At 39.3% G+C, this 22,178-nt stretch carries 16 protein-coding genes and 1 pseudogene; 9 read left to right on the forward strand and 8 right to left on the reverse strand.

Annotated elements, in window-relative coordinates; all coding sequences use genetic code 11:
- Positions 1 to 73 precede the first annotated feature (73 nt).
- A complete protein-coding gene (locus tag ANA7108_RS0106470) occupies positions 74 to 814 on the forward strand; it encodes an amino acid ABC transporter ATP-binding protein (RefSeq protein ID WP_016949959.1) in 741 nt (246 codons plus the stop codon).
- 170 nt (positions 815 to 984) lie between these two features.
- Here ANA7108_RS0106470 and ANA7108_RS26920 read toward each other — a convergent pair.
- The 4 genes and pseudogenes from ANA7108_RS26920 to ANA7108_RS0106490 all read right to left on the reverse strand — a co-directional run.
- Positions 985 to 1,347, reverse strand: a pseudogene (locus tag ANA7108_RS26920) (sulfite exporter TauE/SafE family protein); the annotation flags it as partial.
- A gap of 76 nt (positions 1,348 to 1,423) precedes the next feature.
- Positions 1,424 to 2,629: a serine/threonine-protein kinase gene (locus ANA7108_RS0106480; RefSeq protein ID WP_016949961.1), complete on the reverse strand. Its 1,206-nt coding sequence runs from the start codon at positions 2,627 to 2,629 to the stop codon at positions 1,424 to 1,426.
- Positions 2,630 to 2,784: 155 nt separating this feature from the next.
- Positions 2,785 to 5,469 (reverse strand): PAS domain S-box protein, encoded by a 2,685-nt coding sequence (locus tag ANA7108_RS0106485; RefSeq protein ID WP_052311090.1) that lies wholly within the window; start codon positions 5,467 to 5,469, stop codon positions 2,785 to 2,787.
- 168 nt (positions 5,470 to 5,637) lie between these two features.
- Positions 5,638 to 6,939 carry an adenylate/guanylate cyclase domain-containing protein gene (locus ANA7108_RS0106490; RefSeq protein ID WP_016949963.1) on the reverse strand — a complete coding sequence of 434 codons (1,302 nt, stop codon included), beginning with the start codon at positions 6,937 to 6,939 and terminating at the stop codon, positions 5,638 to 5,640.
- A gap of 53 nt (positions 6,940 to 6,992) precedes the next feature.
- Between ANA7108_RS0106490 and ANA7108_RS0106495 the strand changes: the two genes are divergently transcribed.
- From ANA7108_RS0106495 to ANA7108_RS0106515, 5 genes are all read left to right on the forward strand, one after another.
- Positions 6,993 to 8,735, forward strand: coding sequence for a DEAD/DEAH box helicase (locus tag ANA7108_RS0106495; protein ID WP_016949964.1), 1,743 nt, complete (start codon positions 6,993 to 6,995; stop codon positions 8,733 to 8,735).
- Positions 8,665 to 9,885: a DUF790 family protein gene (locus ANA7108_RS0106500; protein ID WP_016949965.1), complete on the forward strand. Its 1,221-nt coding sequence runs from the start codon at positions 8,665 to 8,667 to the stop codon at positions 9,883 to 9,885. The genes ANA7108_RS0106495 and ANA7108_RS0106500 overlap by 71 nt, the downstream gene beginning before the upstream one ends.
- A gap of 175 nt (positions 9,886 to 10,060) precedes the next feature.
- The gene (locus tag ANA7108_RS0106505) at positions 10,061 to 10,420 is read left to right on the forward strand and encodes a hypothetical protein (protein WP_016949966.1); all 360 of its coding nucleotides are present in this window, start codon (positions 10,061 to 10,063) and stop codon (positions 10,418 to 10,420) included.
- A 100-nt stretch (positions 10,421 to 10,520) separates the two neighbouring features.
- Positions 10,521 to 11,864 (forward strand): histidine phosphatase family protein, encoded by a 1,344-nt coding sequence (locus ANA7108_RS0106510; protein ID WP_016949967.1) that lies wholly within the window; start codon positions 10,521 to 10,523, stop codon positions 11,862 to 11,864.
- 248 nt (positions 11,865 to 12,112) lie between these two features.
- Positions 12,113 to 13,411 (forward strand): dihydroorotase, encoded by a 1,299-nt coding sequence (locus ANA7108_RS0106515; protein ID WP_016949968.1) that lies wholly within the window; start codon positions 12,113 to 12,115, stop codon positions 13,409 to 13,411.
- 165 nt (positions 13,412 to 13,576) lie between these two features.
- Here the strand turns inward: ANA7108_RS0106515 and ANA7108_RS0106520 are convergent, their stop codons facing one another.
- The 4 genes from ANA7108_RS0106520 to ANA7108_RS0106535 form a co-directional block, all read right to left on the reverse strand.
- A complete protein-coding gene (locus ANA7108_RS0106520; protein WP_016949969.1) occupies positions 13,577 to 14,200 on the reverse strand; it encodes a 4Fe-4S single cluster domain-containing protein in 624 nt (207 codons plus the stop codon).
- A gap of 172 nt (positions 14,201 to 14,372) precedes the next feature.
- Complete coding sequence (locus tag ANA7108_RS0106525; RefSeq protein WP_016949970.1) at positions 14,373 to 15,185, reverse strand: radical SAM protein; 813 nt, start codon at positions 15,183 to 15,185, stop codon at positions 14,373 to 14,375.
- A gap of 263 nt (positions 15,186 to 15,448) precedes the next feature.
- A complete protein-coding gene (locus ANA7108_RS0106530; protein ID WP_237741489.1) occupies positions 15,449 to 17,305 on the reverse strand; it encodes a porin in 1,857 nt (618 codons plus the stop codon).
- 514 nt (positions 17,306 to 17,819) lie between these two features.
- Positions 17,820 to 19,664: a tetratricopeptide repeat protein gene (locus ANA7108_RS0106535; protein WP_016949972.1), complete on the reverse strand. Its 1,845-nt coding sequence runs from the start codon at positions 19,662 to 19,664 to the stop codon at positions 17,820 to 17,822.
- Positions 19,665 to 19,813: 149 nt separating this feature from the next.
- On the opposite strand from ANA7108_RS0106535, the gene ANA7108_RS31355 reads away from it, so the two are divergent.
- The 3 genes from ANA7108_RS31355 to ANA7108_RS31360 all read left to right on the forward strand — a co-directional run bounded on the left by ANA7108_RS31355 (position 19,814) and on the right by ANA7108_RS31360 (position 21,954).
- Positions 19,814 to 20,008, forward strand: a complete 195-nt coding sequence (locus ANA7108_RS31355; protein WP_369750736.1) for a chemotaxis protein CheB — start codon at positions 19,814 to 19,816, stop codon at positions 20,006 to 20,008.
- 213 nt (positions 20,009 to 20,221) lie between these two features.
- Positions 20,222 to 20,443 carry a DUF4327 family protein gene (locus ANA7108_RS0106545; RefSeq protein ID WP_016949974.1) on the forward strand — a complete coding sequence of 74 codons (222 nt, stop codon included), beginning with the start codon at positions 20,222 to 20,224 and terminating at the stop codon, positions 20,441 to 20,443.
- Positions 20,444 to 20,832: 389 nt separating this feature from the next.
- A complete protein-coding gene (locus tag ANA7108_RS31360; RefSeq protein WP_016949975.1) occupies positions 20,833 to 21,954 on the forward strand; it encodes a diguanylate cyclase domain-containing protein in 1,122 nt (373 codons plus the stop codon).
- Positions 21,955 to 22,178 lie beyond the last annotated feature (224 nt).

Here is a 22,178-nt window from a genome sequence, read left to right on the forward strand (position 1 = left end):
TAATTATCTAAAATCTGATACATTTAAATAAATAATTCACGCTCTCATATTAATCATTAGGTATAACAATAATATGTTAGAAACAGTACCGATAATTATTGCCGAAGATGTCCATAAATGGTATGGTAAATTTCATGTTCTTCAGGGTGCAAGTTTAACTGTCAATCGTGGTGAAGTTGTGGTTTTAATGGGTCCGTCAGGTTCCGGTAAATCTACTTTTATTCGCACTTTTAACGCTTTAGAAGCATATCAAAAAGGTTCAATTACTATTGATGGAATTACCATCAGCAACGATTTAAAAAATATTGACACCATTCGCCAAGAAGTAGGCATGGTATTTCAACAATTCAATTTATTTCCCCATTTAACAGTTCTGCAAAATATTACTTTAGCACCGATTTGGGTACGTCGTTTGTCGAAGCCAAAAGCTGAAGAATTGGCAATGCAACTGTTAGAAAGAGTTGGCATTTTAGAACAAGCACAAAAATATCCAGGACAGTTATCTGGTGGACAACAACAACGAGTAGCCATAGCCCGTGCTTTAGCCATGCAACCAAAAATTATGCTATTTGATGAACCTACTTCAGCTTTAGATCCAGAAATGGTTAGAGAAGTATTAGATGTGATGCAAAATCTTGCCCATGAAGGGATGACAATGGTAGTCGTTACCCATGAAGTTAGATTTGCTCGTGAAGTCGCAGATCGAGTTATTCTCATGGATAGCGGTTCTCTCGTTGAATCAGCTACTCCAGAAACCTTTTTTACCAATCCTCAAGAAGAAAGAACGCGCAAGTTTTTATCACAGATTCTCTAACAAATATGCGGCGGAGAATTTACAGCAGATGGGAGCATCCCAATTTTGTAAAAATGCAGAATAAGTATCTGAAAACTCTCTTCTTTATTCTTACCTTCGCGTCCTACCCTTCGGGAAGCCACCCTTCGGGTGTCTATGCGTCTTTGCGGTTCGTTCATTTCATATCTTATTTAATTCTGATGAAGAAAAAAGTAAGTAGTCATGCTAAAGGCAACTACCATCACAAATTTACGCACTAAGACAGGATCTAGTCTCCGGGCATAATGAGCGCATAAGTAACCACCCAGGGAACCGCCAACCGCCATTAAAATAGCTTGATGCCAAACAATCAAACCCTCAACCATAAAGGGAATAATGGCGATACCATTGATGCAACTGCCGAGAAACGATTTAAAGGCATTCATGGCGTGAATATTTTTGATACCTAAAAAGGTGAGGGTAGCCAACATTAAGATTCCTAAACCGGCACCAAAGAAACCACCATAAATTGCGATCGCTAGTTGAGCAAGTGCGAGAATCAATAAAGGTGGAGGCTCTGATACAGAATCTTTGTTCTGAAGTTGAAGCCATTACTTCAGAGGTTTGCTAGAGTAAAATAGGCAGTTGAACTCAAAATTTAAGCATTGATTTTATGACAGTATAAGCAACTCCCCAAAATAGAATACTTAAAGGTACACCAATCATCATGCCAGCAATTGCCCAGCCTCTCTGATGATCTTTAAAATGTTGAATACTTCGCCAGTGCCTACTTTTCCAAGCCCATTCATTACCTTTTGCGCCTAGAGCGATTGTCATTACCCAGCCAATCTGCGGGATAAAACATACTAATCCATATAGCCAAACATAATTAGGCCAAATCCATAACCAAGGCATCAAAAATGCGCCCCAATTCCAACCCAGAATTTCTTCTGGAACCTTTACTGAACTATTAAAAGTACCACACCCAGAATTATTGATAAATTCTTTTGTGCGTAAAGATTGATCTTCTTTTTCTGCTTTTTTAACAACTTGACCAGATTTGAGAACATCCAGGGCTTGACTGGCACTAGTAAAGCGTTGTTCTGGTGCAGGTTCTGTCAACTTTTCCAGCCAATTCACAAAATATTGACTGAGACTAACTTGGTTTGCAAATTGTAACCGTAAATCTTTCTGAGGTAAATCTGCTGGAGCAAGACCTGTTAACAAATGAATTAAAGATGCTCCTAAAGCATATAAATCTGATGCTGGAACTGCCCGACCGCCAAATTGTTCTATAGGTGCATAACCATAAGTACCGACAACGGTAAAAGTCACACCTTCTTTAGCGGCTTTATCTTGAACTGCACCAAAATCAACTAAATAAATTTGATTATCTTCACCCCAAATTAAATTACTGGGTTTAATATCTCGGTGCAAAACACCTGGATTTAATTCATGTAAATAGGTGAGAATTTTTAAAACCTGAACAGCAATTTTCCGAGTTTGGTTTTCAGTAAATCTTCCTCCAGCAACCAGTTTTTCCTTGAGTGATTCACCAGGAATATATTCTTGGACTAAGCCAAACCAGAGACTGCGGTCATCCATGCAAAAATAGTCAATATACTGGGGAATGCGGGGATGATTTAGTTGTTTAAGAATCTGCGCTTCTCGCTCAAAGAGTTTGAGATCATCCCACTGGACAGCACCACCAAAAGCCAAGAGTTTGACCACAACTAAGGAATTTTTTTCGTCCGTAGCTTGTAAATCTTTGGCTAACCAAGTTTGGCGAATTCCATTATTACCAAGTTGGCGTTCGATTTGATAACGTTCTTGTAAGATTTGTTCTGCTTGCAGCATCTAGCACCTGCTGGCAATTTACATTCTGAGTATTCCCATACTATTCCAGGATACTCAAAAAATATGAAAAGAGGCAGGGGGCAGGACGAGAACTCATTACTCATTACTCATTACTCATTACTCATTACTCATGACTCAGCACTCATTACTCAGATTTAGGTTCTTCCAGCCAAATTAGCAACGACGACTGCTAACTCAGCGGGATTGACAGGCTTGGGAATATGTAACTGAAACCCAGCTAACAAAGCTTGAGTGCGGTCTTCTGTCCTGGCGTAGGCTGTCAACGCTACTGCGGGAATCCGTCCTCCTTCTTCAATAGAAAGGGTTCTAATTTTACGGATTAGTGTATAGCCGTCTTCTTGAGGCATCCCAATATCACTAACTAATATATCTGGATGGAATGTTCCTAAAGCTGTCATGGCTTCCATAGCAGAAGCAACTGCCATAACTTGAGCGCCATATTGTCCTAAAATTGTGGTGAGCAAGTGACGAGCGTCTGCTTCATCATCGACTACCAGCACCCGTAAATCTGCCAAGATAGGAAACTGCTGATTAGCATAGGTATCCCTGGCAATAGATAACTCTGGCTGTGGTGTATCGTAGTTGATAGAGACAACTTTCATGGGTAAATTGACAATAAATGTCGTCCCCTGTTCAATGCCTTGGCTGATGACTGAAACTGTTCCCCCGTGCAGTTCTACCAAGTGGCGGACGATCGCTAATCCTAATCCTAATCCACCATGTGATCGCGTAGTTGAGCTATCTGCTTGACGAAAGCGCTCAAATACATAAGGTAGAAACTCAGGAGAAATTCCGCTACCAGTATCACTAACTCGGATTTGCACGCGGGAGTTAATCCGCTCTAGTTGTACCTCAACTCTGCCTCTTTTAGGTGTGAACTTGACAGCGTTGGAGAGCAAATTCCATACTATTTGTTGCAAGCGGTTAGCATCGCCCATCACTATCCCTACCGCTGAGTCCTCTTGAAAATCAAGGCTAATTTCTTTCGCGTCAGCAGCTGGACGCACGGTGTCGATAGCCGCTTCCACCACGGGTACAAGCTCCACGGGACGGAGATTAAGCTGAAGTTTGCCGCGAATAATCCGCGAAACATCCAAAACATCTTCTATTAACTGTGCTAAAGCGTGGCTATTGCGATCAATAGTTTCCAATGCCCTAGCAGTGGTATTTTCGTCAAATTTGCGGCTTCTTAGTAGCTGAGTCCAGCCTAGCATGGCATTAAGAGGGGTGCGAAGTTCATGGGAGAGTGTCGCTAAAAACTCATCTTTGATTCGGTTTACGGCTTCTGCTTCAGCCCTTGCTGCTTGTTCACGTTCTAGTAATTTTTCCCGTTCTTGCTCTGCCAGCTTGCGCTCGGTAATGTCAATCATAAATCCATGCAGTAGCTGAGGTCTGTTTTCATCCCGCAGGACATTCACAATTTCATATAACCACACTATTCTGCCATCAGCTGCCAACATTCTATATTCAAATTCGTAATTATCCAGTGACAGCGAACAGTTAAGAAAATATTGGATTGCCGACTCTTGATCTTCTGGGTAGATGTGTTCTGCCCAAAAATTTTCTTTATACCAATTAGTTAAGGAATAGCCGAGAATCTCTTCAGTTTGTGGGCCAACATAGGTAAAATTTCCCGTATTTGGATCTGCTTCCCAAGGAATTACCCGCACTTTTTCTGTGAGTTTGCGAAACCGTTCTTCGCTTTGCTTAAGAGCAACTTCTGCTTGCTTTTGTTCTGTAATATCTCTAATCAAGGCTACAAACCCTTCCACATCACCCTGCTGATTGAATTGAGGCACGTATGTAACATTTGTATAATGGTTTATTCCATCTTTGTTCTTTAGTTTAGCTTCGTAGGTTACTTGCTCTCCTGACAATACTGTTTCTACATGAGGAGATATGGACTGATAAACAGAATCACCGAGGATTTCTTTGAGGTGTTTGCCATACATTTGTGAGGCGGAAATATCAAACCATTCTTCATATTTTTTATTATTAAAGCGATAGCGCTGTTGAGCATCAACATAAGAAATTTGCGCGGGCAGAGCATTTGTAATCACGCGTAGTTGTTCTTCTCTTTGGCGCAGAGACTCTTCTATCTTTTTGCGATCGCTTAAATCTAAAACGAAACCAATTACTTGTTTTGAATTATTTTCTAATAAAGCTAAACCTAATAAAATATTAACGCGACTACCATCTTTACAGATATATTGTTTCTCAAAAGGTTGACATACTCCTGTTTTTTTGATTTGCTGTGCCATGCGATTGCTTTTTTCCAAATATTCTGGAGGTGTCATTTCTCTCCACCGTAATTTTCCTGTTAGTAAATCCTCTTGTGTATAACCTACCATCTTTAAAAAGGCATCATTTGCTTCTAAAATTTTGCCGTTCATATCGGCTAGAATCACCCCGATGATGTTAGAAGTTTTCAAGCGTCTGAATTTAGACTCACTCTCTGCTGTCTGCTTTATACTTATTTCTAAATGCTGTTTAGCATTACGTAGCTCAGAGTTCATCCAAGAAATAAATATTGATATTAGAATAAACAAAGTTAAGCGGAGTATGCTGCTTGGATGATCAATATAAAAAGAAAATGTGGGATTAAGAAAAAAGTAGCTAACCACCAAACTAGATAAAGCAGTAGCAAATAATCCTGGTTGAATTCCACCATACCAAGTACTGAATGCTACAGATGCAAAAAATGGCATAAAAGTGGTTGACATTAACAGTGGCTTCAGCATCAGTGTTAGTATAAAAGCAATACCAACAGATGCAAATGCCACAGCATAGTTTGATAGAAGGAAAGATATTCCTTTCAATATGGCTTCTCCTTTGGTGCAGAGAGCTACTGAGATTTGTATCCAAATTTAGCTAGACACATTAATAGCCCCAGCATTATTATGCAACGGGCAAATACAAGAACAACAGTTACTGACTATGAATCTATCTAAAGTAGTACAATTATGTGAATTATGTGCGAAAGTTTGTTAATTTTTAACTTTGATTCCTTGCAGTAAATATGTAATCATTTCCCCTTTACCTTTAACTTTAATTAAACCGCGTTTTTCCAATAAATACTGGTCTTTTAATAGATGATAACTAGCTTCACAAACCTGGATACTACCTGCTATACCATGAGATTCCATTCTACTGGCAGTATTCACAGTATCTCCCCAAAGATCATAGGCAAATTTCTTTAAACCAATCACCCCTGCTACTACTGGCCCTGTACTAATACCTATGCGAATCCGAAATGATTGATTTTGTTCTTCGTTGAATTGAGTTACAGCTTGTTGCATATCTAATGCCATGTTAGCTATGGCTATGGCATGATCGCTACGATGATTTGGTAAACCAGCAACTGCCATATAAGCATCACCAATTGTCTTGATTTTTTCTACTCCATGCAGTTCTGCTAACTCATCAAATAAACAAAATATTGTGTTTAATAATTCGACTAATTGTGGCGGCGGGGTGTGAATAGAAAGCTCTGTAAATCCCACAATATCAGCGAATAAAACCGTGACTTCCAGAAAGCTATCGGCAATAGTAGTATGTTCCTGTTTTAATTGTTCTGCAATCACCCGTGGTAAGATATTTAAAATTAGTTTTTCTGACTGTTGTTGAGCTATTTCTAGTTCTTGCCTGGCTCGAAATTCTTTTTTTCTCAGATTTTCATATAAATAAACAGAAAATACACAAATTAACCCTGTCCAAAATAAATATAATCCCTGCTCAATATAAAAATATAAAGGTTGCTTAAATTGAGGATTGTACAAAAAATATAATGTCAAATAGCAGATAGTTGTGCCGACCTGGGAGATTAAATGTATTCGCCACATCACGGGAACCATAGTTGCTTGGGTGAGAAACATCAGATTCCAAAGATTAGTGAACGGCTCTACATAATTCAAGAGTAAAGCCGTATCAATTTGTACGGCGCAAGTTACAGACCAGCATAAACTCAAAAGAATTAAATGTGGGTAACGACGACCCAGAGATGTTCGGCATAAAAACCAACAAATAAAAATAAAAAATTCAGTTAACAACCCAATTTTCAAAGCCAGTATTTTCTCTCCTGGTTGGTTATTTACCCAGAGAAAATATGCCATTAGGGTTAAGCCTACAAGCAACATGATTTTTGTTTGCAATTGTAGGCGTTTGATCATGAACCGCTGTCGCTGTTCTCTGTAAGATTCTACAGCGCTTACATCTATGTGCCAGTCGGATATCTCTGGGGTAAAGAGTGCGTCTAGGTGGGTTTTGCCAAAATCTCTTTTGGGAATCATGCGCTTTTTGGGTTATTAGTAGTTAAATGTCAACGAGTAGGGAGAAAACCTAGATGGGTCGCAACCCCACTTTAACTTTTGATCGTGGCACGTTAATTTTACACCCACCGCCACGCAGCAAAGCTTGGATAGATTATGCGACATGGGATGATAGAATTGAAAAATTTCGCATTCCGGCAATTAGATATCGCTGTGTAGTCGAAGCAATGCAAGCTGATGAAACCAACTTTATCGATGAGGCTAAGGGATTTTATCCCCTAGAGTTGGTTCCCAGTTTAGAAATGACACCCTATCCCCATCAGAGTGAGGCTTTAGCAGCTTGGAAACTAGCGGGAAGACAGGGAGTAGTGGTGCTGCCCACGGCGGCAGGTAAGACTTATTTGGCACAAATGGCGATGCAAGCAACACCGCGCACGACGTTGATTGTGGTGCCGACTTTGGATTTGATGCATCAGTGGTATGCACATCTAACGGCGGCGTTTCCTGATGCTGAATTGGGGTTGCTGGGAGGTGGTTCACGGGATAAAACACCGATTTTGGTTGCTACTTATGATAGTGCTGCTATTCATGCGGAAAGTTTGGGTAATAAATATGCTTTGATTATCTTTGATGAATGTCACCATTTACCGACAGATTTTAATCGGGTAATTGCTGAATATGCGATCGCACCTTATAGACTAGGATTATCTGCGACACCAGAACGCACCGATGGCAAACACGCTGATTTAAACATCCTCATTGGTAGAGAAGTTTACCGCAAACGTGCTGAAGAGTTAGCGGGTAAGGCTTTAGCAGAACATCAAATTGTGCAAATTAAGGTTAAGTTATCTCAACTTGAGCGCGAAAGGTATAACAATTTAATTCAAACCCGCAATGATTTTTTGAAACAATCGCGGATTTCTTTGGGAAGTTTGCAAGGTTGGCAGACTTTTGTCCAAATGAGTGCGCGATCACAAATCGGCCGCAGGGCAATGTTAGCACATCGTCAAGCCAAAGAAATCGCTCTGGGGACTGATGGTAAATTAAGAATTCTGTCTGATTTATTAGCTGAACATTTCCCAGCCCACATTTTGATTTTTACTGCTGATAATGCTACGGTTTATCGCATTTCCCAAGATTTGCTAATTCCGGCTATTACTCATCAAACTCCTGTGAAAGAAAGACATCAAATTCTCACTAAGTTTAAGGAGGGAGAATATAATACTTTGGTGGCTTCTCATGTGTTAAATGAAGGGGTTGATGTTCCTGCGGCTTCGATAGCAATTATTTTGTCGGGAACCGGTTCTGCTAGGGAGTATATTCAGCGTTTGGGTAGGGTTTTACGTAAGGGAAATATTGAAAATAAACAAGCGATTTTATATGAAGTCGTGGCTGAAGATACTAGTGAGGAGGGAACTTCGGCTAGAAGACGAGGGGAAAGAGGTAATGAACCGCGAAGAAGCGAAGTACGCGAAGATAAGAATGAGAAGGAAGAGATGAAGGGACGCGGTGACGCGGTGACGCGGGGACACGGTGAGGAGGAGATGAAGGGACGCGGTGACGCGGTGACGCGGGGACGCGGTGAGGAAGATATGAAGGAAGAGAAGAAGAAGAAGAAGGAAGATAACAAGCAGGAAGATAAGAAGGAGAAGAGAGGGAATTTAAAGGTTGTTTATGGGGGTGGGATGGAAAAAAGTGCTAAGGCTGCTGAACAGTTAGAAATTAATTATTCAACTCAGAAGAAAGATGTTACCAACGGAGTTATTGATTCATCGTCAAAACGGGGAGGAAATTATCCCGAAAAGACTGAAACTTGATCAGAAGCATTTGCAGTTGGGGAATGATTTAATTAGTTTTTTTCAGGAGGCTGTTGGGAAAACTCAAGGATTACTTGAGCGTCAATTAACGGATTTTGAAGGTGATACGACTGATTATCGAATGAAGCGCGGTTTGGCTTATATTCTCAAAAGCAGTTTCTGCACTTTTGAAGTTGTTAGTCCTCTGGAACCTCCCATGTTAAGGGAACGGGTTTTTTCTTTGGCTGCAAAATCTTTTCCTAGTCGAGAAGCAACGGAAGTTACTTTAAAGAAAGTGGCTGATGAATTGAGTCAGGAATTACAGCAGGAAGTTTTACCTATTCAAGTGCGTGATGGTCTTTATGCTGATTTGTCTGAAAATAAAATCTTAACTGCTTTTGATGCGCCTAAATCAGAAGATTTATTACATCGCTATAATTTATCTCAGGTGCAAGGTGTTTTTTATAAAGCCAGTCAGTTGATATTAAATGCTCATCGCAATGTTCCTGGAGAATATAAGTTGTTATTTCGTTATTTGAAGTTGTTTCAATTAATGGCTTATATTGAAGGTGATGCTGATCATGGGTTTACAATTAGCATTGATGGACCAACAAGTTTATTTACTCCTAGTACTCGTTATGGTTTATCAATAGCTAAAATGATTCCGGCTTTACTTCATGTCACAAAATGGAGTTTAGCTGCAACTTTGCAAACACGAGATTTTTATACAAATGAATGGAAAATCGGCAGGTTTACTCTCAATTCTGAATGCGGTTTAGTCTCTCACTATCCACCTGGTAAGCCTTATGATAGTATGTTGGAACAGTCTTTTGCTGATAAATGGGATGGGTTAAAAAGTGGTTGGATTTTAGAGCGAGAAGTTGATTTAATTCCTATTCCTGGAAGTGTGATGATTCCCGATTTTCGTCTTGTTCATCCTGATGGGAGAAGTTTTTTATTAGAAATTGTCGGTTATTGGCGACCAGAATATTTACAAAAAAAGTTTTCTCAGGTGCGGCGCGCAAATTGTGATAATTTGATTTTGGCAATTTCGGAAAGATTAAATTTAGAAAAAGCCGGTGTTAAATTAGATGATGTCCCTGCGAAAATTATTTGGTTTAAAGAAAAGTTATTACCAAAATCTGTGTTAGCTGTGATTAATGAAGAATAAATTAAGTTACGTAAAAACAGTAATAGTATTTATGAATATAATTTATATTAGTTAATAATTTTATGTGTATATAAATACAAATCTATCCAAGGTATGATTTATAATCATCAGCAGTCAGAATATCTTTCTGATCAGATAAATTTACATCCTGTTAATAAAAAATTGGATAAAATCCATGCAAGCAAAAATTACTTTTACATTAGGAATTATATCTGCTCTTTTAAGTGTAGATCAGGCGGTATATGCACAGTCAAATTTAGCACAACCTCAGCCAGGAAGTTTTACTTTAAGTGGTGAGTCGTTACTTAATATTGATTACCGTAGCGCCCAAAATGACTTTGGTAGATTTTTTAACCAACAAAATCCCGGAAATACATCTAAAAATCCCAGTCAGCAAAACCTCATTTATGAGGAATTACCATTGGGTGAGTCAATATCCATACCAAGTAATGCGATTTTTCTCCAACCAGCAAATCAAACTATTAACGGTAATGATGGCTTACAACTACAGTTAGATGTGAGTGATGATCAATAATCGCCTCCTCTGTATGGGAGGATGATTTAATTTTTGAAATTGAAATATAGGACAACATTATGGAGTAAGATTAGTCCTTTAGATAGAGGAGGGGAAAAAGATGACTCGTGTCATCATTGTGCGTCATGGTCAGAGTACCTACAATACTGAGAAACGCATCCAAGGACGAACTGATGCGTCAAGACTAACCGAAAAAGGTCGTAACGACGCTAATCAAGCGGGTAAAGCTCTCAGTAAGATTTCATTTCAGGCAATTTATTGCAGTCCCCTCAACCGCGCCAAAACTACAGCAGAGATTATTCACAGCGAATTGGTTGAACAGTCTGCTCAAATCCAAGTTTCTGAAGAACTACTAGAAGTTGATTTGCCTTTGTGGGCAGAAATGCTGAGTAGTGATGTTAAAGAAAAGTTTCCTGAAGATTATAGCATTTGGAAAAAACGCCCCCACGAACTGCGGATGGTTGTCAATGACGCACAGGGGAGTAGAGAACATTTTCCCGTTCTGGCTTTATACGAGCAAGCACAGCAGTTTTGGCAAGAAATTTTATCTCGTCATCAAGGGGAAAATATTCTCATTGTTGGACATAATGGTATTAATCGCGCTCTGATTAGTACAGCTTTGGGAATTCCCCCCAGTGGCTATCATGGAATACAGCAATCTAACTGTGGCATTAGTGTCTTGAATTTTAGTGGTGGTTTGGGTGAACCTGTGCAACTAGAATCAATGAATCAGACGCAGCATTTGGGAGATACTCTACCCACTTTGCGACCGAATCATCAAGGATTCCGATTATTATTAGTACGTCACGGCGAAACTGAATGGAATCGTCAAGGCCAGTTTCAAGGTCAAATTGATGTTCCTCTCAACGATAATGGGAGACAACAAGCCGCAAAAGCTGGGGAATTTCTCAAAGATGTAAAAATTGATTTTGCTTTTAGCAGCACAATGGCGCGTCCGAAAGAAACAGCCGAAATAATTCTTAAACAGCATCCTGGCATAAATTTGGAACTACTTGAAGGTTTAAGAGAAATTAGTCACGGACTCTGGGAAGGAAAATTTGAAAAAGAAATAGAGCAAGAGTTTCCTGGAGAGTTAGAACGCTGGCGCACATTACCAGCAGAGGTACAAATGCCAGAAGGAGAAAATTTACAACAGGTACGGGAACGTAGTGTTGCTGCTTGGCAGTCAATATTAGCAGCCGCTGAGGTAAATAAACTCCAAATCGGTTTAGTGGTAGCCCATGATGCGACTAATAAAACCTTACTTTGTCATATTCTGGGTTTATCACTAGAAAATTTCTGGAATTTCCGCCAGGGAAATGGCGCAGTTAGCGTGATTGATTACCCCGAAGGAGCAAATGGTTTACCAGTTTTGGAAGCCATGAATATCACCAGTCACTTAAGTGGTGGTGTATTGGATAAAACGGCTGCTGGAGCATTGTAAAGGTTCATTCTAAGGCTGATATCAATTCACTTAATTAAAGCTACAAATGAACCTCCGCGTCAGAGCGTCTGTCCATTGGTATAAATTTTAAAGTGAAACGGTATTAGGCTACGCTATCAGCTGTCGTTTATTGAATTTTAGATGCTGAGATTTTTCCATTTATCCCCAATCCGAAATCTAAAATTTGCATATTGAACAAATAAAATAGACACACAGCTGAAGCACTCATAGGTAAAAGCTAATAGCACATGACAACTGAACTGTTGCAACAAGTAAGGGTAATCGACCCAGTTTCGGAAACTGACCAAATAGCTGATGTTTTGATTGTTGATGGTCATATTCAAGCAATAGCACCGCAAATTTCAGATATCAGTTCTGATACTTCTATTAGAGATTGTCGGGGGTTAGTTCTGGGTACTGGTTTAGTAGATTTATATAGCCATTCCGGTGAACCAGGGTTTGAAGAGAGAGAAACTCTAGTTTCTTTTTTACAAGCAGCATCTGCTGGTGGTTTTACTAGAGTGAGTGTTTTACCGGATACATTCCCCGCTATTGATAACCCGGCTCTCGTTGCACAGTTGCAGCAAAAGAGAAATGAGGAAATAAGGGAAAAGGGAAAAATAGATTCTGCTTCCTCTGCTTCTCCTCTCCCCCATCTTCATGTCTGGGGTGCAATAACTCTCGATTTAGCTGGTAAGCAGTTGACGGAATTTGCTGATTTAGCTACTGCTGGTGTTGTGGGTTTTACGGATAGTAAAGCTTGGGAAAATTTGGGACTGGTGCGAAGGGTGTTGGAATATCTCCAACCTTTTGGTAAACCTGTGGCGTTTTGGCCATGCGATCGCTCTTTATCCGCAAATGGGATGATGCGGGAAGGTGCGGAAGCTTTCCGTGTGGGTTTACCTCCTGTTCCAGCCAGTGCGGAAACAACTGCGATCGCAGCTTTGTTGGAATTAGTCGCCGCTATTCGCACACCTGTACATATTATGCGGGTTTCTACAGCGCGGAGTGTGGAACTAATTGCGACTGCAAAATTTCAGGGTTTACCAGTTACAGCCAGTACGACTTGGATGCACTTGTTACTTGATACGACAGATGTTAAGAGTTATCACACATCCTTGCATTTAGACCCACCTTTAGGAAATCCCAGTGATGTAGCGGCGTTGCGTGGGGGAGTACGTGGAGGAGTGATAGATGCGATCGCTATTGATCATGCAGCTTACACCTATGAAGAAAAAGTCCAAGCCTTTGCAGAATCACCACCGGGAGCAATTGGTTTAGAATTAGCATTGCCCTTACTATGGCAAAATCTCGTGGAAACTGGGGAATTTACAGCTTTAGAATTATGGCAGGTTTTGAGTAACAAACCAGCGGCCTGTTTACAGCAAGAAATGAAAGCTATAAAATCTGGTGAAAAAGCCGAATTAACATTATTTGATCCTCAGCAAACCTGGAAAGTCAACAGAGAAAATCTGCATACACTTTCTCAAAATACACCTTGGTTTGGGCAAGAAATCAAAGGACGAGTTTTACAAACTTGGTGCTGAGGTAAAGTACTGAGTATTGAGTACCGAGTACTGAGTTTTGATTTAACTAGGGCTTGCTGATAGCGTAGCGTGGCGTAGCGTGGCGTAAGCCATAAAAGTTATCTGTGGGGGCTAGGAGTCAGCAAGCCCTAATTACGAATTACGAATTATGAATTACGAATTATTTTAAGTTAGTTCTAACCAACCTTGATAACCGGTGACAATGCGATCGCCATCTTTGAGAATGTGAACTTCTATTTGATCACTAGCCCAACTAATTTGATCATTAAATTCAGGGTTAAATACATGAACCTGTTGGTTTTTAGAAGAAACAGGAGACAAAGGAGAATTAATTGCTTGAGATTCAATAAAAGGACCGTCAACTAAAATATCTAATTGTGCTAATAATTCTTGAGAACCTGGAGGTGCTGATTCAGCTTGTAATTGCTTGAGTGTAAAACCAGTAAAAGCCATCACATTTAAGCCAGCGGCTTTAACTTTACGTGCTAAACTAGCCAGTGCAGATGCTTGCCAAAAAGGTTCACCACCTGAAAAAGTTACACCTGTGTTATGGGGATTTTTGATAATATCTGCTGCCAGGCTATCAATAGCAACTAGCTGATTAATCTCAAATGTCCAAGAGTCGGGATTAAAGCAACCAGCACACTCACGGGGACAACCTTGCACCCAAACCACAGCACGGGAACCAGGTCCGTTGACTTCTGACTTATCCACATAACCCATAATATTGAGATAGCCAGCGGGAATTTCTGTGAGTGCTAATAATAAGTCCGTTGACTTAGGTTCCATGTCTTAACTCCTTAATTGCAGAATATTTAAATTAGATAATACAGAGTGACGGGGAGAGAGGGAGAGAGGGAGAGGAACTTATGAATTACGTATCCCTTACGGAAGCCGCAGGAAATATTACGAATTACGTTAGCGTAGCGTTTCCGCAGGAAATATTACGAATTACGAATTACTAAATTGGCGCGTAACGCACAGAAACTTTGGTAGCATTGTGAATTTTTTCAGCCATAGCACCGAGTTCTTTAGCACTGATACATTTGAAATTTTGACAACTATAAGAGCGAGATTCGACAAGATCATCACCTATAGATTCTAACTGATGAACTAAGACGCGGGAATGGGAAGGAATGTTAAGTTGAATTTCATCAGGTTGGAGACGTTTTATTAAGTGGATGTAATGTGCTTGAGTTTCTGCTGTCCAAGAAGACAAAATCATAGTTTGTATTACCATACATCCTTGATATTGCTGTCTAAATTGTTCAATTCCCTTGAGGATATCTGGTAAATTTATTGTCTCTAATGGCTGATTAATTTGCCGTAGTTGATTTGACGAAACAGCATCCAGTTTAACGGCGACAATATCCGCTAGTTTTAAAGCATCTATAACTGATTGATTACCTAGTAAAGTGCCATTGGTTAATACCACTTTTGGTTGTTTGATGATTTCTTTTGTAGCCGCGAGAATCTCCCCTAAGTTCAGTGCTAGAGTAGGTTCCCCACTACCTTTAACAGTGACTACATCAATGGGAACTTGCCTCTGTGCAAATCGTTGTAAATCAGCGATAATTTGGCTAGTAGGGACAAAAATTTGCCGTTGCGTTGTTTGTTGCTGAATATTTCCTAGCGGACAATAGACACAGTTAAAAGAGCAGGTAGAGACTATACCGATAGGATCGATACTGAGTGATTGCCCAAATTGCCAAGAATTTACTGCTCGATTTACTGAGGGATATTGTTGTTCTTGCGGTGATGGTGATGGACTCATAACTACCTCATAATCTAAGCCTAGTCTGCAATCTTTCCGTATCAGCCCAATAACTGAATTTATCTAGAATTTAGAGCTAGTTTGTGAGGAAGTCGTGAGGTATGAGGTTGGCAAAAGAAAATAAAATATCCAACAATATCTTGTCCATTTGTCCATTTTTTGTATGTTGGGTTGCGCTGTCGCTTAACCCAAACTACAAATCAAGACTTTTTTCGATTTGAACAAGGTATTGTCCAACTGACTATAAATCAGATCACAGAGGATCAAATTCCCCAATTGATGCTGAAACCAAAATTAGTATCTGGTTCGGCTGTCACCGTTCCTAAACCACCTTGTCCAATTGCGTTACTGGCAAAAACGTCAAATGCCAATCCCGCATTTGGTAAAAAGCGTAAACCAGTACTCCAGACATCTTTACCATCATTCAAGATCGGGGTATATTCTCCAATCAATTGCAGTTTATCTGAAAGAGCCTGGTTAATCCCAATACCCACACCAATGCGGGAAACTTTGCCAAAAAATCCGCCTTTGGGATTAATAGATATGGCAGTTTGGGGACTGAGTTGATAAGAAATAGGAATCTCTGTATACAAACTGCCGGTTAAAGATTGACCTTTGAAAGTCGTCTCACTGATACCTGCCAGTTTAAAACCCAGAGACAGGAGATCACCTCTTGCTTGATCCAAAAACCGCAGTTTCATCACACCGCCAATTTTGACCCCTGGACCAGATACATCTTTAGCAGGAATGCGATCGCTTGCCCCAAATTGATCGACAATAAGTTCTAACTGTGCATCATTTGTCAAGCCATAGGCCAGGGCAAAACTGGAACTACCATGAGTACCCAGTCCTCCTCTGACTTGAAACTTGCCCGTTGGTAGAGTTTTGGCGCTGGCAAGTGTGAAACCATCAAAAAGAAGTGTCTGATCCCGATAAGAAAGAGGTGCTTGGGGGCGATTGTCAAAATTAGCCGCATATCCTTGCCCGAAATCAATCACGTGCTTGAAGCGAATCCCCACCTGCAATTCATCACCATCAGGAAGAAAGGCCAGTAAACCTGTGGTCGGTGTTGTCCCATAACTGTTAGTAGCATAAACCTCTGCTCCCATTCTGGGATTAACAGCGTAATCTACACCTACAGTCCACAGCAACTGCCGAGAAATAGAGCGGTCTTTGGAATTAAAAGTATTGCCTCCTGGACCTAAAGGCACTTGAATATTGCCAAATAAGTTCAATCTTTCTGAAGATTGCCAGCTAAAGCCTGTGCCTATGTTGAAAAACGTCCCAAAAAAATCTGCTCCTTTAATTGTTTCCGGGAAGAAAACCACTCCCGGAGTCAGATGTAGTTGCAGATTTCGAGATGCTTTATAAGTAGCGGGAAACTGCAAAGCACCAACTGGTCTGACCACAAACAGGTTTTTCTTGGAACTGTTTGGTGCAGGATTATCAAAAATCCCTGAAGCCGCAGTTAAGTTCAATAACTGAGCCGTACCCATCACACCGACAGCCCAACGTTCTTCGTTGATTAATCGATATTTTAACTTTGTCCCATAACTTACGGTTGTTAAATCACCGCAATTTCCTTTAGTTTTACATTTTGCATAATCATCAAAAATATCGCCTGTAAAACCTATTTGTAAGTTATCTGTTACTCCCCAGTCAATATCAACTTGATAGGTTTGCAAACCCGTCCCGGACACAGAACTATCGGTTGGTAAGACTTGCAGAAACCCAGCTTCCCCTTGAACTGCACCCTTTCTTAACTGGTTGGCTGTTTCCAAGTTATGTAGCTTGGTGGGTTGTTCTTGCAATGGAGAAAGAGGAGCTTCTCTCTGTAGATTTTTGGTGGGATTACTAACAGGTGATGGCTGTTGTTGCTCTGTCTGTGCGACTGTTTCTGCAGATAATTCTAGAGGAACCTCTGGCTGTAAATCTTTGGCCTGATTACTAACAGGTAAAATCACAACACCAGGTTTTTCTGCAACTTCCTTCGGCATAGTTTTAATATCAGGAACTATGGGTGCTTCGTCAGATGCATAACATACAGTTGGAAAGGCAATAGTTAGCAAGGCACAGGAAAGGATTTTGAAGATATGCATATGTTTTTGTGATAATCGCATAAATTATACATTAGACAATGTGTAAAAACTGGACAAAAATCTGGTATCTATGAAAACCTAGATACACAATTTTTTGGGTATTGTACGGCATAATACAATTAAGTGAAGATTTTGTGTCACATAAATTTTTAATTACGCATTACATAGCTTTTCGCAACGGTCGGAATCACTCAAATAGGACTAAAGCTGCGTGTCACACTCAAAATCTGTTGTAGGGTGCGTCAGATATCAATAATCTAGTTATTTGCAGGATTTATGCAGTAGTAAAGCACCCTACCAATGTGCCAGTTGCGTAAGTCCTGTCAAACTACTTGAGTCTGTCATTCTCCGTTCAATCTTGTTACTCCCACATTATCAAAAATCCCAAAGTTCCTCTCTACCAATTCTGTGTGATGGCTTGCGTAGTGTAGCTATAGTTGCGCCAAATCCTATGTTTTTTCAACACCAAGGTACGCGGAGGTTTTCTCAAGATAATTCGCTATGTTCCCAAATAATTAGGCACATCTTTATGGTGTTACATACTTTCTTGATATTTTTCTAACAATTCGGGAAGATAATCATATCCATCTACACCAATTACAGAAATCATTTTAGGGCGATTTTGTTGCAATAGGACTTGGAATTTATCAGCCCCAATTTGTCCTTTTATTATTGTTAATAAACCTGCGGCTTGTCGCCACTCTTGGGAAGAAATTTGTTCTAGTAGATACATTCCCAAACTACCTGTATAAATAGCCTTTTCATGATTTTTAAGATGATAATAAGCTTCGGCTAAATAAGCTAAATTGCGCCCTTGTAGATATAAATCACCGGAAATTTGTGCCGTTTTAAAACCCAATTCTAAATATTTAATAGCTGCTTGGTGTTGGGCTATGACTAAATAGGCAATGCCTAAACTGCTAAAACACAAAGCTTGACTTTGAATATCGCCTAATTTTTCCGCTAATTTCAAACCTTGTTCTAGATAATTAATCGCTGATTCATATACTTCTGGTTCGATATTTTCTAACTTCTGTGCTTGCATGACTTCGCTATAACCCAGATTTACCAAGGCATTAGCTTCTCCAGTTTTGTCACCTGCTTGCCTACTTAAGATTAATGCTCTTTGACTATAGTTAATGGCTTCTAGATAATTTTTTTCTTGGACGTAGGTACGACTGAGGTGGTTGAGATTAGCAATTTCACAAGAGCTATCTTTGGCATTTCTGGCTATTTCCAAAGCTTGCTGGTGAAAATTAATCGAGCGGGGATATTTGCCTAAAGCTCGTTGAGAATAACCCAAAAGGGTCAAAATTCTGGCTTTTTCTTGTGTTCCTTCTACAGAACGTAGAGGTTCATCTAAATAATCGAGAGCATCTCGCAAAGAACTACCAGAGAATGAGGCAAAAATCCCACCGTAGAGGGGGAAATAAGGACGCTGGGCAAAGGTTCTCAAAATCTGGAGCATTATTTGTGAAGCTCCATTTCTATATGCTACTGCTTGGGTTGGAAAAGCGATCGCTAATTGACTCCAAATAACTGCAAAGGTCAAAAATGTAGAAATCGATAATTTTGGACCTGCTTGAATATCATAAGCTTGTTGATCAAACCAGCTAATCAACCCCCGTTGTAGGAACTGTAAAACTATTGCTAGTTCTACCCAATTGCTGAGGGTGATTTGCTCTTGCTTTTGACCGAATTCAATGGCAGACTGTTCAAGTGCTAAGGTGCGGAAAAATGCTTCGGGGAATTCGCTTTTGACTAACTTTGCCCAACTTGCCCAAGGGCCTCGTTCTCCCGGTACACCACCAAATCCTAAAGAAGTTTTTTGTTCATACATCCAACTCAGTAGATTTTCTTGTATTCGTTGCCAAGAAGCGACACCACGAGTAATTCCTGTTGATATTTGTGCTAAATCGGCATTAGCTGCACCAAATTGTTGCAGGGATTTAGCTAACTGCTGTAATTGGGATAAATTTAAAGGATGTTTTTGATTAGAATCGATCAAACGCAAAAATACTGCTAAACGCTCATCATTGCTGGCAATGGTAATTTCACGTACTGCCGAAACTATAACTTCTGTGGCTTTATTTTGCTCTTGCCAGCGTTGCCATTGTGTTTGAATGGTTTTGATGGCTCTTAAACTCCGTGTGGCTTTAGCTGTCTTCAGTTCATCTTTTTCGTTGTCTATTTGTGCTTGAATGGTATTCAAGCGATCGCTCAAAGCTAACTCAAATACTTCTCCTGTACCGTTAGTGATACCTTTAAGTAATATTTGATATACCTGCTCTACAGAGCTAATCTTACCCTGAAGAGTGGTTTCAACAATTTTATCAATTAACGCCAGGTAATGATCGCGCAAAGGTAGGGAGTCTGACACTTTAGCTAATAGGAAATATAGGACAATTATAATTCTATTGTAATCCAGAAGATATCCTACTTATCCAAGCTGTAGAGCATTTGAGACATTTTTTGTATCACTGTAAAAAAGAAAATTGATAGTATACAGATGATGTGTGATTTAGATATATAGCAATAAGTTACAAAGATAAAGTTATCACCATGAGACTAAATAGAAAAGGCTGTGACGGGGTAATAGGTGTAAAAGCTATTCACAAACTGTCCGGTATCACCATTGTGGAAAATTCAAACCCTGCAGAATTCAAGGATATCCATTCAGTAGCAATTAAAACCGATAAAATAGAGTCTAGTACCGCAAGGTAGAATTTAAAATTTAAACTTTTAAACTGAAAAAAGTTGAAGAGGAAAGCTTTTCAGAAATTTTCAATGGTTGCTATACTTAGGCTGTACTGTACTAGTAAAAATTAATCTGGTGATTGTTCACAAAATTGACCAATTTTTTGATAAATTGAAAGTAGAGACAATAATTTTTAAAGTTGTCTTTTAATTCCTTGCTGGAAAATGAGGTAACAAGGTATGGATACCGCTATTAAATATGACATTCAAATGATAAAGGAAGAAGCACTTCAACTTGTAAAAAGGGGACTTCTTAACCGTCAACAGCCAATTTATACTCTTTGTAAATATCTTCCTAACCGAGAATGGAATTATTTTGAGTATGAGCTAGAAAAAAACGAATATTTACTCAGAGACAGAATTATTGATCTGCTGGGTTGTGAAGACTGGCAAGAAGATTAAAGCAATACTTAGAATCAATAACAAATTGATAACATCAGCAATCAATTTCAGATGAAGATATAAGCTCTTAAAATATACAACCCTTGAATTAATTCGAGGGTTTTCTACTCAAGACTATTTAACATTCAGCTTAACATTCAGCCCAATTCACTTAAGTCATTTTCACTGACTGAATATCTTCCTTTTGGAGTATGATATTTGTACTTAATTTTATTAAAATGGCTTTGACTATTACACTACGACGTTAAGTCAAGCAACCATTGAAAATTGCTGAAAAGCTTGTGTAGTATGTCTTTTTGAGTTGTGATTTTTAATCCACTGCCGTACTATGATAGTTCTCAGTTGAGTGAGGTGCAAAACTCCCTCCCCGAAACAGTGGGAATGGGACGATGACATACCTCATTCAAGTGGATGTAGCTATAGATATTATAACAAGTCAGCAAGATTCAAGTTACCGAACACAAGCTTATATGAAGACAGTCCCAAAAATCAGGACAGCAGTTACACAAATTTCATTTGCATCATTACAATTGATGGAACTTCTTCCTGTTGGGGTATGTTTTTTACAACATAATGGCATAGTCAGTTTTTGGAACTCGTGCCTGGAAGAGTGGACAAATATTTCCAGAGAAGAAATTTTGGGTAAAAATATATTTTCATATTTTTCCCATCTCAATTTTCAAGATTATATCGAACAATTGAACCAAACTCTACAAGCTGGAAAAGTGACTGTTTTTTCCCCTCATGTGTACCCGAATTTTTTTCATTGTCTAACTAAATCCTTACGTTTTCGTTCGTTACAAGTGACAGCAACACCAATTATCACCACAGAAAATATAGGTTTTGATGCCTTGTTGTGTGTGCAAGATATGACTAACTCATTGGATATTTGCCATCAATATCTGGTTGATCAAAAATTACAACCAAATTTTGATATTACAGATTGCTTGCAGATAGAGGAAAATCTTAGGCAAGCTAATTCTGAATTACGACGGTTAGTCAATCTTGATGGATTAACAGAAATTGCCAATCGTCGATGTTTTGATGCTGTGATCAATTTAGAATGGCAGCGACTACAACGGGAAAAAATGCCGTTATCATTAATCCTCTGTGATTTGGATTATTTTAAAAGCTATAATGACTGTTATGGTCATCCAGCTGGTGATGAGTGTTTGCGACAAGTTGCTCAAGCAATCGCACGCACCTGTAAACGTCCGGCCGATTTAGTTGCTCGTTATGGTGGTGAAGAGTTTGCTATTTTGCTGCCTAACACCCCTTTAGAAGGAGCGGTTAATTTTGCTCAACAGATTCAACAACAAATAGCTAACTTATGTATTCCCCACAATAATTCTTCAGTTAGCAATTATGTCACATTAAGTATGGGCATTGCTAGTATTGTCCCAGTTCCAGATTATTCACCAGCATACTTAATTAAAAATGCAGACATATCACTATATGCAGCTAAAAACCAAGGACGCAATACATATTCTTATGTTGCACCTTTGGGGTAACATCATCTAGATTTACAGACTGACAATTATGGAACTGCGCGGAGAGTTGTTTTGATCAAAAATTAATCCGACTTGATATGAAAGATTTATTTAATATCTGAACATTAATTAAATGTAACACCTTTTTCCATAAACACGCAGCCACTTTGATATCAAACTAGTTCAGTTAAGACTAAAAATCAATATCTATAGGACTCCTATAGAAGTCATATTTGATTTTTGAA

It is taken from the genome of Anabaena sp. PCC 7108 (genome assembly GCF_000332135.1).
In the GTDB taxonomy this organism is placed as follows: domain Bacteria; phylum Cyanobacteriota; class Cyanobacteriia; order Cyanobacteriales; family Nostocaceae; genus Anabaena.